The organism is Duganella sp. Dugasp78 (genome assembly GCF_059491455.1).
Map to the genome: position 1 here is coordinate 2773392 of NZ_CP168506.1, position 14894 is coordinate 2788285.

Below are 14894 nucleotides of genomic sequence, written 5' to 3' on the forward strand. Positions count from 1 at the left end.
AATCGCAACATGCCAGAAAACATTAGACCGCCGATTTGAACTTGCGTACACTCAAAGGATAGCCCGGTCGCCGCTGCCCAGACATCGCAGCCGTGCGCCGCCAATTGGGCAAACTGTTAAGCTTGCTTGGTAGTAGTAAGCGGTCCGAACCGGCCATCACGCCGGCTCCCCGAGGACCTTACGGAGGCGCATCTCATGATCAGCCAGACCGACATCTTCAACGCCAGCATCCTGATCGTCGACGATCAGCCGGTGAACGTGGAACTGCTGGAATTCCTGCTCGGCGCCACCGGCTACACCACGGTCAGCTCCACCACCGATCCGCGCGTGGTGGCCGGCTGGCACGCCGAACACCAGTACGACCTGATCATCCTCGACCTGCAGATGCCGGACATGAGCGGCTTCGACGTGATGGAGGCGATCCGGCCGCTGGAGACCGAGGCCTGGCTGCCGGTGCTGGTGGTCACCGCCCAGCCCGACCACAAGATCAAGGCGCTGGAGCTGGGCGCGCGCGATTTCGTCAGCAAGCCCTTCGACCCGGTCGAGGTGCTCACCCGCATCCGCAACATGCTGGAGGTGCGCCTGCTGCACCGCGAAACGCGCAGCTACAACACGCTGCTGGAGCAGACCGTGCGCGAGCGCACCGCCGAGCTGCAGCGCTTCCGCAGCGCCATGGACGCCACCGCCGACGCCATCTTCCTGCTCGACGCCGCCAGCGCCGAGCTGGTCGACGTCAACGACGGCGCCTGCCGCATGCTGGGCTATCCGCGCGGCGAGATGCTGGGCCAGACCGCCAGCCGCATCGGCCTGGGCGCGCCGGCCGCGCTGCGCGAGCAGGCCGAGCGCCTGGCCGCCTTTGCCGCCGCCGTCGGCCCGGCGCGCGCGCCCGAGATGATCGAGCTGGAACTGATGCGGCGCGACCTGATCGCGGTGCCGGTGGAGCTGTACTGGCAGCTGCTGCAGCGGTCCGGCCAGCCGGCCATCCTGCTGGGCGTGGCGCGCGACATCAGCGAGCGCCGCCATGCCGAGGAGCTGCTGCAGCACATGGCCCACTACGACAGCCTGACCGGCCTGCCCAACCGCACGCTGTTCTTCCAGACCCTGGCCGACGCCGTCGCGCTGGCGCAGGAAAAATCCTGGCGCATCGTGGTGCTGTTCATCGCGCTGGACCGCTTCAAGAACATCAACGATTCGCTGGGCGCGGCGCTGGGCGACGAGCTGCTGCGCCAGTTCAGCAACCGGCTGGTGCAGTGCGTGCGCATCCGCGACACGGTGGGCCGCATGGGCGGCGACGAGTTCGCGCTGATCCTGACCATGACGCGCGACCAGCAGGATGCGGTGCACACCGCCAACGAGGTGCGCGAGGCGCTGCGCCAGCCGTTCGACCTGGACGGCCACCCGGCCGCGCTCAGCGCCAGCATCGGCATCGCCATGTACCCGGACGACGCCACCGATCCGCACACCCTGGTCAAGTACGCCGACACCGCGATGGAGCGCGCCAAGCAGGCCGGGCGCGACGGCTACCGCTTCTTCACCGCCGGCATGAACGTGCAGGTGCTGGCGCGGCTGGACATGGAGCTGGCGCTGCGCCGCGCGCTCGAGCACAACGAGCTGCTGCTGTACTACCAGCCCAAGGTCAACCTGCACAGCGGCGAGATCGCCGGCGCCGAGGCGCTGCTGCGCTGGCAGCGGCCCGGCTGCGGCCTGGTGTTTCCGGCCGAGTTCGTGCCGGTGCTGGAGGATACCGGCCTGATCGTGCGGGTCGGCGCCTGGATCATCGACGCCGCCTGCCGCCAGATCGGCGCCTGGCTGCGCAGCGACGTCGGGCCGGTGCGGGTGGCGGTCAACGTCGCCAGCCGCCAGTTCGTCGAGGGCGACCTGGAGCTGGCGGTGCGCAGCGCGCTGCTGCGCCACGACGTCCCGCCCGAGCTGCTGGAGCTGGAGCTGACCGAGACCGCGCTGATGTCCAACACCGAGCGCACCATCAGCGTGCTGGCCAACCTGAAGGCGCTGGGGCTGAAGGTGGCGATCGACGACTTCGGCACCGGCTATTCCTCGCTGGCCTACCTGCAGCGCTTCCCGATCGACAAGCTGAAGATCGACATCGCCTTCGTGCGCGACATCACCACCAACCCCAACGACGCGGCCATCGCCCAGGCCATCATCAGCATGGCGCACAGCCTGAAGCTGCGGGTGATCGCCGAGGGGGTGGAGACGCGCGCCCAGCTGGAATACCTGCGGCGCAGCCGCTGCGACGAGATCCAGGGCTATTTCTTCAGCCGGCCGGTGGCGCCGGCCGAGATGGCGGCGCTGGTGCTGTCCGGCCACAGCCTGCCGCCGGACCCGGCGCAGGACGGCCAGCCGGCGCAGACCCTGCTGATCGTCGACGACGACGTCAACGTGCTGTCCTCGCTGCACCGGCTGTTCCGCCGCGACGGCTACCAGATCCTGACGGCGGCCACGCCGGGCGAGGGCTTCGAGCTGCTGGCGCTGCACGCGGTGCAGGTGATCGTGTGCGACCAGCGCATGCAGGGCATGAGCGGCACCGAGTTCCTCAGCAAGGTCAAGGAGATGTACCCGGAGACCATACGCATCATCCTGTCTGGCTACACCGGGCTGGACGCGGTGCTCGATTCGATCAACCGCGGCGCCATCTACCGCTTCTACACCAAGCCGTGGGACGACACCCAGCTGCGCGACAACATCCGCCTGGCCTTCCACCACTACTGGCTGATGCACGGCAGCGGCCGCCGCGTGGGGCAGCCGGGCGAGGACATCACCGCGCTTCAGGAAGTGAAGTGATCAAAGCTGTGCAGTTGCAGGTCGAGCGGGGCGCCGGCCGCGTCCACCAGGCGCAGGCCGGGCGCGGCCTCGATGCGGCCCACGCGGGTGACCGGCGTGGCCACGCTGGCGGCCGCCGCCAGCACCGCCGCGCGCGCCGAGGCCGGCGCGGTGAAGCACAGTTCGTAGTCGTCGCCGCCGGCGGCGGCGAAGGCGCGCCGCAGCGCCGTCTCGCGCGTGGCCAGCACGGCGCCGGCCGGCAGCGCGTCGACGTCCAGCGTGGCGCCCGTCCGCGATTGCTTGAGGATGTGGCCGAGGTCGCCCACCAGGCCGTCGGAGATGTCGATCGCCGCGCGCGCGATGCCCTGTTCGGCCAGCAGCATGCCCAGCGCCACGCGCGGCGTCGGCGTGTGCATGCGCACCGCGGCCGCCAGCAGGCTGGCCGCGTCCATGGTCTGCTCCAGCCGGTAGCCGGCCAGCGCCAGGCGGGCGTCGCCCAGGGTGCCGGAGATCCAGATATCGTCGTCCGGCTGCGCCGCGCCGCGCCGCAGCGCCTGGCCCGGCCGCACCTCGCCGAACACGGTGATGCAGATGTTGAGCGGGCCCTTGGTGGTGTCGCCGCCTATCAGTTCGATGTTGTAGGCGTCGGCCAGCGCGAACAGGCCCCTGGAAAAGCCGGCCAGCCAGTCGCGCTCGGCCGACGGCAGCGCCAGCGCGAGGGTGAAGGCGACCGGGCGCGCGCCCATCGCCGCCAGGTCCGACAGGTTGACCGCCAGCGCCTTGTGGCCGAGCCGGGCCGCGTCCTCGCCGGCAAAGAAGTGGCGGCCCTCGACCAGCATGTCGGACGAGATGGCCGTCTGCATGCCGGGCGTGGGGGTGAGCAGCGCGCAATCGTCGCCGATGCCGAGCGTGGCGCGGGTGGCGTGTTGCGGGCGCTGGAAGTATTCCTGGATGAGGTCGAATTCTGAGAGCATTGCTCTATTGTACTGAAGACCGGCCCGGCCGGCGGCCCGCCGCAGCCCGCGGTAATTGTCATTTTCAATTAAATTTCATCAGTTGATACAAAATACTGATAGGTGCCGAAAATTGATCATATTGGAGCAATTGATAGGTTAATTCCGCTAAAAACGTCAAAAATTCGGTTTTAGTTGCCACGAATCATAAATAATGCTGATATCCGTCATAGCTGTTGGTGAAAATACCTACTTAATTGAAAGAATTGGTCTGATAAAATCGGAAGCTTTCCGACAGTACAAACAGGAAGGCCGCACAGCATGGATTCGTCATCTGATAAAAAAGAAGAACTTCGTCAACAATTGCGCCTCGCGGCGCTCGAATACCACGAGTGCCCGACGCCCGGCAAGATCAGCGTCACGCCGACCAAGCAACTGACCAACCAGCGCGACCTGGCGCTGGCCTACTCGCCGGGCGTGGCCGCGCCGTGCGAGGAAATCGTCATCGATCCGGCCAACGCCTATAAGTACACGGCGCGCGGCAACCTGGTGGCCGTCATCACCAACGGCACCGCCGTGCTGGGCCTGGGCAATATCGGCCCGCTGGCGGCCAAGCCGGTGATGGAAGGCAAGGGCGTGCTGTTCAAGAAGTTCGCCGGCATCGACGTGTTCGACATCGAGATCAACGAGCTGGACCCGGACAAGCTGGTCGACATCATCGCCTCGCTGGAGCCGACCTTCGGCGGCGTCAACCTGGAAGACATCAAGGCGCCCGAGTGCTTCTACATCGAGCGCCAGCTGCGCGAGCGCATGAAGATCCCGGTCTTCCACGACGACCAGCACGGCACCGCCATCATCGTCGGCGCCGCCATCATGAACGGCATCCAGTACGTCGGCAAGGACATCGCCAACTGCAAGCTGGTGGTGTCGGGCGCCGGCGCGGCCGCGCTGGCCTGCCTGGACCTGATCGTCGACCTCGGCTTCCCGCTGGAAAACATCTACGTCACCGACCTGGCCGGCGTGGTCTACAAGGGCCGCACCGAGCTGATGGACCCGGACAAGGAACGCTTCGCGCGCGACACCACGGCCCGCACCCTGGCCGAAGTCATCAGCGACGCCGACATCTTCCTCGGCCTGTCGGCCGGCGGCGTGCTCAAGCAGGAAATGGTCAAGGCCATGGCGCCCAACCCGCTGATCCTGGCGCTGGCCAATCCGAATCCGGAGATCCTGCCGGAGGACGTCAAGGCCGTGCGCGGCGACGCCATCATCTGCACCGGCCGCTCGGACTATCCGAACCAGGTCAACAACGTGCTGTGCTTCCCCTACATCTTCCGCGGCGCGCTCGACTGCGGCGCCACCACCATCACGCGCGAAATGGAAATCGCCGTGGTGCACGCGATCGCCGAGCTGGCCCACGCCGAGCAGTCCGACATCGTCGCCACCACCTACGGCTTCAGCAGCCTGTCCTTCGGTCCCGAGTACCTGATCCCGATGCCGTTCGACCCGCGCCTCTTGATCAAGATCGCCCCGGCCGTGGCCAAGGCGGCCGAGGATTCCGGCGTCGCCACCCGTCCGATCAAGGACCTGCAAGCCTACGCCGACAGCCTGCAGCAATTTGTCTACCGCAGCGGCACCTTCATGAAGCCGCTGTTCCAGGTGGCCAAGAAGACCGCCTCCGAGCTCAAGCGCATTGTCTACGCCGAGGGCGAGGAAGAGCGCATCCTGCGCGCGGTGCAGGTGATCGTCGACGAAAAGCTGGCGCGTCCCATCCTGGTGGGCCGTCCGGCCGTGCTGGAAACGCGCATCACCAAGTTCGGCCTGCGCCTCAAGCAGGGCGTGGACTTCGACGTCATCAACCCGGACCACGACGAGCGCTACCGCGAATACTGGCAGGCCTACTACGAGCTGACCGCGCGCAAGGGCGTCACGCAGGAGTACGCCAAGCTGGAAATGCGCCGCCGCCACTCGCTGATCGGCGCCATGATGATCAAGAAGGGCGACGCCGACGGCATGATCTGCGGCACCTTCGGCACCACCCAGCTACACCTGCACTACATCGACCAGGTGCTGGGCAAGCGCGACGGCGCCTGCGTGTACGCCGCGATGAACGTGCTGATCATGCCTGAGCGCCAGCTGGTGATGGTCGACACCCACGTCAACGAGAATCCCAACGCCAAGGAGCTGGCCGCGATCACCGTGATGGCGGCCGAAGAGATGCGCCGTTTCGGCCTGTCGCCGCGCGCGGCGCTGCTGTCGCACTCCAACTTCGGCTCGTCCAACAGCGAATCGGCGCAGAAGATGCGTGCCGCGCTGGAGCTGGTCAGGCAGATGGATCCGACGCTGGAAGTGGACGGCGAAATGCACGGCGATACCGCGCTCGACGCCAAGCTGCGCAACTCGATGATGCCGGGCACCACGCTGACGGGCGACGCCAACCTGCTGGTGATGCCGAACATCGACGCCGCCAACATCGCCTACAACCTGGTCAAGACGGCGGCCGGCAACGGCATCGCGGTCGGCCCGATCCTGCTGGGTTGCGCCAAGCCGGTGCACATCCTGACGCCGTCGGCCACGGTGCGCCGCATCGTCAACATGACCGCGCTGTGCGTGGTCGACGCGGTGGCCCAGCGCAAAGTCTAACCCCCTGGGGTCAAGTCTGACATTCGGACACGAGCACAACCGTAACGCCCTGCTACGGTTGTGCTCGTGTCCGAATGTCAGACTTGACCCCAATGTTTTAAACGCAACACCTGCTGCAGATACAGACTGCTTGCCGTAAAAAATCACGCGGCGATAATCAGTCCTCATGCAGCGCTATCTCGCCTTGCCACCTTCGCTGGGAGCATGCCTGCTGATGGGGTGTCTGGTCATGCTCGCCGCTCCCACCGCCGGCGCCAGCGACCCTGACCGAGGTGGCCGAGTTGAACGCCGAGCAAGATTACCTGGGCTTCACCACCCGCGACAGCGCGCGCTTCCCCTACCGCGACGACTTCATCCGCAAATTCAATGCCGTCATCAGGGCCATGAAGCGCGACGGCCAGATCCGCGAGACCGTGGACCGTTTTCTGCGCGCGCCGGATTAACGCCTTCGCAGCCTTTTTATTGCTGCCAATTCAATGAAATTGAGTGGTCCCTGCGGCCGCCGGTAACAAGATGTAATTGACATAATTGGTGAGAAGTGCAACTCAGGCGCTCTGTTACAATACCGGGTTGTAAAGTCACCCATGATTTGGATTGCTATTCACCATGAATAAAACAAAAAGAGCCCTGATTACGGGCATTACCGGCCAGGATGGCGCATATCTGGCTGAATTGCTGCTGGAAAAGGGTTATCAGGTCACGGGCACTTATCGCCGCACCAGCTCGGTGAATTTCTGGCGTATCGAAGAACTGGGCATCCAGTCGCATCCGAATCTCAACCTGGTCGAGTACGACCTGACCGACCTCGGCTCCAACATCCGCCTGCTGCAAAACGCCCAGCCGGACGAGGTCTACAACCTGGCGGCGCAAAGCTTTGTCGGCGTCTCCTTCGAGCAGCCGGTCACCACCGCGGAAATCACCGGCGTCGGCCCGGTCAACCTGCTCGAGGCGATCCGAATCGTCAATCCGAAGATCCGCTTCTACCAGGCGTCGACCTCGGAAATGTTCGGCAAGGTGCAGGCCGTGCCGCAGAAGGAAGACACCCCGTTCTACCCGCGCAGCCCGTACGGCGTGGCCAAGCTGTATGCCCACTGGATGACCGTGAACTACCGCGAATCCTACGGCATCTTCGGCTGCTCCGGCATCCTGTTCAACCACGAGTCGCCGCTGCGCGGCCGCGAGTTCGTCACCCGCAAGATCACCGACTCGGTGGCCAAGATCCACCTGGGCCAGCTCGACGTGCTGGAACTGGGCAACCTGGACGCCAAGCGCGACTGGGGCTACGCCAAGGAATACGTCGAAGGCATGTGGCGCATCCTGCAGGCCGACCAGCCCGACACCTATGTGCTGGCCACCAACCGCACCGAGACCGTGCGCGACTTCGTCAGCATGGCGTTCAAGGCGGTCGACGTGGCGCTGGCCTGGAGCGGCGAGGCCGACCACGAAATCGGCACCTGCAAGAAAACCGGCAAGGTGCTGGTGCGCGTCAATCCCAAGTTCTACCGTCCGGCCGAGGTGGAGCTGCTGATCGGCGATCCGGCCAAGGCGGAAAAGGAACTGGGCTGGAAGCCCAAGACCACGCTGGAGCAGCTGTGCCAGATGATGGTCGAGGCCGACCTGCGCCGCAACAAAGCCGGCTTCTCCTTCTAAGGCGACGACCATGGCTGCTGAAGGCATGGAGGGCGCCGAAGGTGTCGGTCTGCGCGCCCTGGTCACCGGGCTGTCCGGCTTCACCGGCTGCTATGTCGAACAGGAGCTGGCCGCCGCCGGCTACGAGGTGTACGGCACCATCACGCCCGGCCACGCGCCCGGCGAGCGCCAGTTCGCCGTCGACCTGAACGACCGCGCCGGCCTGGCCGCCGTGGTGGCCCAGGTGCGCCCGGACGTGGTGGTCCATCTGGCCGGCATCGCCTTCGTCGGCCACGGCGACGTCGAACAGATCTACCGCGTCAACGTGGTCGGCACCCGCAACCTGCTCGAAGCGCTGGCCGCCGGCGACCACCAGCCGTCGGCCGTGCTGCTGGCCTCCAGCGCCAACATCTACGGCAACACCGACGTCGGCGTGATCGGCGAGGACGTGCCGGCCGCGCCGGCCAACGACTACGCCGTCAGCAAGCTGGCCATGGAATACATGGCGCGCCTGTGGCGGGACAAGCTGCCGCTGATCGTGGTGCGTCCCCTGAACTACACCGGCGTCGGCCAGCACGAGAACTTCCTGCTGCCGAAGATCGTCGGCCACTTCCGCCGCCGCGCCGCCGACATCGAGCTGGGCAACCTGCACGTGTGGCGCGACTTTTCCGACGTGCGCATGGTGGCGCGCAGCTACCGCCGCCTGCTGGCGGCCGGCCCCGCCGCCGCCGGCCAGACCTTCAACATCTGCTCCGGCCAGGCGTATTCGCTGGGCGAGGCGCTGGACATGATGGCCGACATCGCCGGCTACCGCATCAACGTCCACGTCAACCCGGCCTTCGTGCGCGCCAATGAAGTGGTGCGCCTGGTCGGCGACAACCGCCGCCTGCAGTCCGTGATCGGCCCGCTGGCGCCGGTGCCGCTGGCCGACACGCTGCGCTGGATGTACACGGCGTGAGCGCGGCGCCAACGACGGCCGCGCGCGCGCTGCGCGTGGGCCTGTCCACCACCACCGCCGAACCGGCGCTGACCGGCGGCCGGCTCGACGGCATGGGCGTGTACAGCCGCGCGCTGCTCGAGCACCTGCCGCAGGCCGGCGCCGAGGTGCTGCCGTTTTCCTTCCCCGCGCCGGGCGCCGCCGGGCATCTGACGGTGGGCCGCGCGCTGCCGCTGTCGTTCCCGCTGGCGACGCTGGGCAACCTGCTGCTGCCGTCGTCGGTGCACATGAACGTCAGCCGCCTGGCGGACCAGGACGCGCCGCCGCTGGACCTGTTCCACGCCACCGACTACCGCATCGTGCGCATGGATTGCCCGGTGGTGGCGACGCTGCACGACGCCGTGCCGATCGCCCACCCCGAGTGGTGCAAGCCGCGCCTGCGCGGCCTGAAGAACTGGCTGCAGGTGCAGGCCGCGCGCCGCGCGCAGCACGTGATCACCGGTTCGCACTACTCGATCCGCGAGCTGGTCGAACACTTCGGCGTCGACCAGCGCAAGATCAGCGTGGTGCACCACGGCGTGCGTCCCGAATGGTTCGAGGCGCCGGCGGCCGAGGCGCGCGACGCCACGCTGGCGCGCTACGGCCTCAACGCCGGCTACTTCCTGTTTGTCGGCACGCTGCAGCCGCGCAAGAACGTCGGCCGCCTGCTGGAGGCCTACCTGGCCCTGCCGCCGGTGCTGCGCGCCGCGCGCCAGCTGGTGATCGTCGGCGCGCCCGGCTGGCTCAGCGACGAGCTGGTGGCGCAGATCAAGGCTGCCGGCCAGCGCGGCGAGAACGTCATCTGGCTCAGCGCGCTGACCGACGACGCCGAGCTGCACCACCTGTACGCCGGCGCCGGCGCCTTCATCTTCCCGTCGCTGCACGAGGGCTTCGGCCTGCCGCTGGTGGAGGCCTTCGCCAGCGGCGTGCCGGTGGCCACCTCCAACGCCACCTCGCTGCCGGAAGTGGCGCAGGGCGCGGCGCTGGAATTCGATCCGCTGTCGGTGCCGGAGATCACCGCCGCGATGACCACGCTGGCGCGCGACGACGCGCTGCGCCAGCGCTGCATCGCCGCCGGCCGCCGCCGCGCGCTCGAACTGACCTGGGAGGCGGCGGCGCGCCGCACCGTCGCCGTGTACCGCCAGGTCCTCTCCAATTGAAGCATCACTGAAGTTCCACACAAGCTGCCATGCGCGTCCTCCATTTCTACAAGACCTACTACCCCGACACCTGGGGCGGCATCGAGCAGGTGATACGCCAGCTGTGCGTGGGCACCGGCCGCCTTGGCGTCAGCAACGAGGTGCTGACCCTGACGCGCGACCGCGGCCCGGACCGGATCGAGTTCGAAGGCCACACCGTGCACCGCATGCCGCTCGATTTCGAGATCGCCTCCACCGGCTTCTCGTTCGCCGCCATCCGCCAGCTGGCGCGCCTGGCGCGCGAGGCCGACGTGATCCACTACCACTTCCCGTGGCCGTTCATGGACCTGGCCCACTTCATGGCGCGCATCGACAAGCCGAGCGTGGTGACCTACCACTCCGACATCGTGCGCCAGAAAAACCTGCTGCGCGTGTACGGCCCGCTCAAGCGCCGCTTCCTGGGCAGCATCGACACCATCGTCGCCACCTCGCCCAACTACCTGGCCTCGTCGCCGGTGCTCAAGCGCTTCGAGCACAAGACCCGCACCATCACCTACGGCCTGGACAAGACCATCTATCCGCATCCGTCCGAGGCGCTCAAGGACCAGTGGCGCGCCCGCTGCGGCGAGCGCTTCTTCCTGTTCGTCGGCGTGCTGCGCTACTACAAGGGCCTGCACATCCTGCTCGACGCCATGGCCGAGCTGGACTACCCGGTGGTGATCGTCGGCGCCGGCCCGATCGAGCAGGAGCTCAAGCAGCACGCGCAGCGCCTCGGCCTGACGCATGTGATGTTTGTCGGCGCGGTGGAGGAGCTCGACAAGGTGGCGCTGCTGGAGCTGTGCTACGCCATGGTGTTCCCCTCGCACCTGCGCTCGGAGGCGTTCGGCATCTCGCTGCTGGAGGGGGCGATGTACGGCAAGCCGATGATCTCCAGCGAGATCGGCACCGGCACCACCTACATCAATATCGACCAGGAGACCGGGCTGGTGGTGCCGCCCGACGATCCGGGGGCCTTCGGCGCGGCCATGCGCACGCTGTGGGAGCAGCCCGAGCGCGCCGCCGCCATGGGCCGGCGCGCCGAGGCGCGCTACTGGGAACTGTTCACCGCCGAGACCATGGCGCGCAACTACCACGCGCTGTACCGCGAGCTGGCCGGCCGCCGGCGCGCGGCTTGATCTGGCGCAAGTACCCGGCGCGCGCGCGCGGCTATCATGGCGGTCGAACTCCGCGCCCCGCCGACGGTCCTCATAGATGACGCTGCCAAGACGGCGCCACCCCCTGTGCGACGCAACGACGTTGTCCGGGCGGGAGTTCACCTTGCTCCGCCTGCCCCGGGTTAGAATACCGCACCATCCCTGAATCCCGGAGAACCCGCGTGCGCTGCCTGGTTATTGAAGACGAAGCCGACACCTCGAACTACATCTGCAAGGGGTTGCGCGAGGCCGGCCACGTGGTCCACTCCTGCGACAACGGACCGGACGGCCTCGACCTCGCGGTCGGCAACGACTGGGACATCATCATCCTCGACCGCATGCTGCCGGGCCGCATCGACGGCCTGTCCATCGTCGACAAGCTGCGCGCGCTGGGCAAGCAGACCCCGGTCATCATCGTCAGCGCGCTGACCTCGATCGACGCCCGCGTCAGCGGCCTGCGCGGCGGCGCCGACGACTACCTGTCCAAGCCGTTCGCCTTTTCCGAGCTGCTGGCGCGCATCGAGGCGCTGCAGCGGCGCAGTGCGCCGGGCGCCGACAGCTCGCAGCTGCAGGTGGCCGACCTCAGGCTGGACCTGCGCACGCTGCGCGTGACGCGCGGCGCCAAGGCCATCACGCTGCAGCCGCGCGAGTACCGGCTGCTGGAATACCTGATGCGCAACGTCAACCAGGTGGTGACCCGCACCATGCTGCTGGAATCGGTGTGGGACTACCATTTCGACCCGCAGACCAATGTGATCGACGTCCAGATCAGCCGCCTGCGCGCCAAGGTCGACAAGGATTTCCCCGTCATGCTGATCCACACCCTGCGCGGCGTCGGCTACCGCATGGGGCCGACCCCGCCCGAGGACGCCGGGCCGCCGGCCGGGGGCGGCCCGGCGTGATCACGCTGCGCGCCTCGATCGCCGCCAGGCTGCTGCTGGGCTACGGCCTGCTGGGCATGGTGTCCATCGTGCTGGTGTCGGCGGTGTTCTACCGCGGCACGGTGGGCGTGCTGGACCGCGATATCGACGGCCGCATCGTCGCCCAGTCGGACCGCCTGCTGGCCCACGCCGCCGGCCAGGCCCCCGGCGCGCTGCTGGCCGAGGTGCGGCGCCTGCTGGACGACGGCATCGACAGCGACCGCGAAATCTTCCAGCTGCTGGCGGCCGGCGGCAAGCCGCTGGCCGGCAACCTGGGCAGCTGGCCGCGGACGGCCACCGGCCTGCCGCCGGCCGACGCCGGCGACGACGGCGCCGCCCTGGTCAGCACCGTGGTCATGCGCGGCGGCCACCGGGCGCCGGCGCGGCTGTACCAGCGTCCGCTGGACGGCGGCGGCGTGCTGATCGTCGGGCGCGACCTGAGCGAGCAGGAGGCGGTGCGCGCCGTGGTCTGGCACGCGCTGCTGGCCGGCGCCGGCGTCTCGCTGGCGCTGACGGTGGCCGGCGCGCTGCTGTTCCGGCGCGTGGTGGAGCGGCGCCTGGGCACCATACGCCGCACCGCCGCCCACATCGAGGCGGGCGACCTCAGCTCGCGCATCCCGGTCAGCGGGCGCGACGAGTTCGCGCTGCTGGGGCGCGACATCAACCGCATGCTGGACCGCATCGAGCTGCTGATGGACGGCATCCGCCACGTCTCGGACGCCATCGCCCACGACCTGCGCACGCCGCTGGGCCGCGTGCGCAGCAAGCTCGACGAGGCGCTGCGGCACGAGGCCACGGTGCCGCGCCTGTCCAGCGCGGCGCACGACGCCATCGAGGGCATCGACGAGCTGATACGGCTGTTCGAGCGCCTGCTGCAGATCGCCGAGGCAGAGTCGGGCATGCGCAGCCGGCTGTTCGAGCGGCTCGACCTGGGCCACATCGCCACCGACATCGGCGAGATGTACGAGGCCAGCGCCGAGGACGGCGGCGTGACCCTGACGGTGGACGCGCCCGAACACCTGTACGTGGACGGCGACCGCAACCTGCTGGCCAGCGCCGTCGCCAGCCTGCTGGACAACGCCATCAAGTACGCCGGGCCGGGCCACGCCATCCATGTGCGCGCCGGCCTGTTCCACGGCGGCCTGGCCTCGATCGCGGTGCACGACAACGGCCCCGGCATCCCGGCGGCCGAGCGCGCCAGGGTGACGCAGCGCTTCTACCGCCTGGACGGCAGCCGCCACCTGCCGGGCAACGGCCTGGGGCTGGCCATCGTCAGCGCCACCGCCTTGGCGCACGGCGGCGAGCTGCTGCTGGAGGACGGCGCGCCCGGCCTGGTGGCGCGCATCCTGCTGCCGCTGGCGCCGTCCTAGCGCTGCTATCCGATCGGTAATGCGGCCGCAAGCCTGCGGTAAGCCGGCGGACGCTAGCATGGAGGGTTACCATCTCAGGCTGGCTTCCCCATGCACGACTTACGCGACATCGCCGACTGGCTCAGGCACCACCCGGTCCACCCGGCCGCCCAGGCCCGCGGCGCGCAGGACGTGGTGTCGTTCAGCACCAACGACTACCTGGCGCTGGCCAACCATCCGCGCCTGGTGGCGGCCGCCAAGGACGGGCTGGACCGCTACGGCGTGGGCCACAGCGCGTCGCGCCTGCCGGGCGGCGAGCCCGACATCTACCGCACGCTGGAGGCGCGGCTCGGCGCCCTCAAGCGCAAGGACGACGCGGTGCTGTTCGTCACCGGCTACATGGCCAATATCGGCGTGCTGTCGTCCATCGTCAAGGCGGCCACGCTGGCGCGCCTGCACGGCTACCGCGCCCGCAAGCGCCACAAGTACGCCTACTACTCGGACGAGTACAACCACGTCAGCATCCGCGAAGGCATCCAGATGTCGGGCGCGCTGCGCTACAACTACCGCCACCGCGACATGGACCACCTGGAATCGCTGCTGCAGGCGGGGGCGGCGGACGGCAGCACGCCGATCGTCGTCAGCGACGGCGTGTTCGGCATGGAGGGCACGATCGCGCCGCTGCCGCAGCTGGTGGCGCTGGCCGAGCGCTACGGCGCGCTGCTCTACCTCGACGACGCCCACGCCACCGGCGTGCTGGGCGCCAGCGGCGGCGGCACGTCCGAGCATTTCGGCTGCTATAGCCCGTGCATCATGCAGATGGGTACCCTGAGCAAGGCGCTGGGCGCGCTGGGCGGCTTTGTTGCCGTGGAGCGCGAGGTGGCGGACGTGATCCGCCTGACCAGCTCGGCCTACGGCTATTCCTGCCCGCCGCCGCCGGGCCAGGCGGCCGCGCTGCTGGCGGCGCTGGACCTGCAGCGGGAGGAGCCGCAGCGGCGCCAGCGCCTGTGGGACAACCAGCGTTATTTCATCGAGCGGATGGAGGCGCTGGGCTACACCTTCCTGTCGACCCAGACGCCGGTGCTGCCGGTGCTGATCGGCGAGGCCGAGACCTGCCAGCGCTACGCCATCGCGCTGCGCAAGGAAGGCATCCACGTCGACGCGGTGCAGTTTCCGGCGGCGCCGGTGGGCCAGGCGCGGCTGCGCTTCACGATGAGCGCCGGCCATACCGGCGCGCAGATCGAGCACGTGGTGGGCGTGATGGCGCGCCTGGCCTGAGCCTCGTCATGCCCGCGCAGGCGGGTATCCATGCAC

At 68.2% G+C, this 14894-nt stretch carries 11 protein-coding genes; 10 read left to right on the plus strand and 1 reads right to left on the minus strand.

Annotated features, from left to right (window positions below; translation table 11 throughout):
- Window positions 1-195 precede the first annotated feature (195 nt).
- Complete coding sequence (locus tag ACEN9O_RS12290) at window positions 196-2802, plus strand: EAL domain-containing protein (protein WP_495617812.1); 2607 nt, start codon at window positions 196-198, stop codon at window positions 2800-2802.
- Here ACEN9O_RS12290 and thiL read toward each other — a convergent pair.
- A complete protein-coding gene (gene thiL, locus ACEN9O_RS12295; RefSeq protein WP_495617813.1) occupies window positions 2787-3755 on the minus strand; it encodes a thiamine-phosphate kinase in 969 nt (322 codons plus the stop codon). The two genes, ACEN9O_RS12290 and thiL, sit on opposite strands and share 16 nt — an antisense overlap.
- Before the next feature lie 300 nt (window positions 3756-4055).
- On the opposite strand from thiL, the gene ACEN9O_RS12300 reads away from it, so the two are divergent.
- From ACEN9O_RS12300 to ACEN9O_RS12340, 9 genes are all read left to right on the plus strand, one after another.
- A complete protein-coding gene (locus ACEN9O_RS12300) occupies window positions 4056-6374 on the plus strand; it encodes an NADP-dependent malic enzyme (protein WP_495617814.1) in 2319 nt (772 codons plus the stop codon).
- A gap of 281 nt (window positions 6375-6655) precedes the next feature.
- On the plus strand, window positions 6656-6817 hold the full coding sequence (locus tag ACEN9O_RS12305; RefSeq protein WP_495617815.1) for a hypothetical protein: 162 nt from the start codon (window positions 6656-6658) through the stop codon (window positions 6815-6817).
- Window positions 6818-6980: 163 nt separating this feature from the next.
- Complete coding sequence (gene gmd / locus ACEN9O_RS12310) at window positions 6981-8024, plus strand: GDP-mannose 4,6-dehydratase (protein ID WP_495617816.1); 1044 nt, start codon at window positions 6981-6983, stop codon at window positions 8022-8024.
- 10 nt (window positions 8025-8034) lie between these two features.
- Complete coding sequence (locus tag ACEN9O_RS12315) at window positions 8035-8961, plus strand: GDP-mannose 4,6-dehydratase (protein ID WP_495617817.1); 927 nt, start codon at window positions 8035-8037, stop codon at window positions 8959-8961.
- Window positions 8958-10139, plus strand: a complete 1182-nt coding sequence (locus tag ACEN9O_RS12320; RefSeq protein WP_495617818.1) for a glycosyltransferase family 4 protein — start codon at window positions 8958-8960, stop codon at window positions 10137-10139. Before ACEN9O_RS12315 ends, ACEN9O_RS12320 begins: the two co-directional genes overlap by 4 nt.
- Before the next feature lie 29 nt (window positions 10140-10168).
- Complete coding sequence (locus ACEN9O_RS12325; protein WP_495617819.1) at window positions 10169-11293, plus strand: glycosyltransferase family 4 protein; 1125 nt, start codon at window positions 10169-10171, stop codon at window positions 11291-11293.
- 200 nt (window positions 11294-11493) lie between these two features.
- A complete protein-coding gene (locus ACEN9O_RS12330) occupies window positions 11494-12213 on the plus strand; it encodes a winged helix-turn-helix domain-containing protein (protein WP_495617820.1) in 720 nt (239 codons plus the stop codon).
- On the plus strand, window positions 12210-13601 hold the full coding sequence (locus ACEN9O_RS12335) for a sensor histidine kinase (RefSeq protein ID WP_495617821.1): 1392 nt from the start codon (window positions 12210-12212) through the stop codon (window positions 13599-13601). The genes ACEN9O_RS12330 and ACEN9O_RS12335 overlap by 4 nt, the downstream gene beginning before the upstream one ends.
- A 90-nt stretch (window positions 13602-13691) precedes the next feature.
- Window positions 13692-14858 (plus strand): aminotransferase class I/II-fold pyridoxal phosphate-dependent enzyme, encoded by a 1167-nt coding sequence (locus ACEN9O_RS12340; RefSeq protein WP_495617822.1) that lies wholly within the window; start codon window positions 13692-13694, stop codon window positions 14856-14858.
- Window positions 14859-14894 lie beyond the last annotated feature (36 nt).

Excerpts from the sequence above, each read along its gene's own strand:
- ACEN9O_RS12315 (WP_495617817.1), top strand. The coding sequence starts at position 8,035 with ATGGCTGCTGAAGGCATGGAGGGCGCCGAAGGTGTCGGTCTGCGCGCC.
- ACEN9O_RS12340 (WP_495617822.1), top strand. The coding sequence starts at position 13,692 with ATGCACGACTTACGCGACATCGCCGACTGGCTCAGGCACCACCCGGTC.
- ACEN9O_RS12325 (WP_495617819.1), top strand. The coding sequence starts at position 10,169 with ATGCGCGTCCTCCATTTCTACAAGACCTACTACCCCGACACCTGGGGC.
- ACEN9O_RS12290 (WP_495617812.1), top strand. The coding sequence starts at position 196 with ATGATCAGCCAGACCGACATCTTCAACGCCAGCATCCTGATCGTCGAC.
- ACEN9O_RS12300 (WP_495617814.1), top strand. The coding sequence starts at position 4,056 with ATGGATTCGTCATCTGATAAAAAAGAAGAACTTCGTCAACAATTGCGC.
- gmd (WP_495617816.1), top strand. The coding sequence starts at position 6,981 with ATGAATAAAACAAAAAGAGCCCTGATTACGGGCATTACCGGCCAGGAT.
- thiL (WP_495617813.1), bottom strand. The coding sequence starts at position 3,755 with ATGCTCTCAGAATTCGACCTCATCCAGGAATACTTCCAGCGCCCGCAA.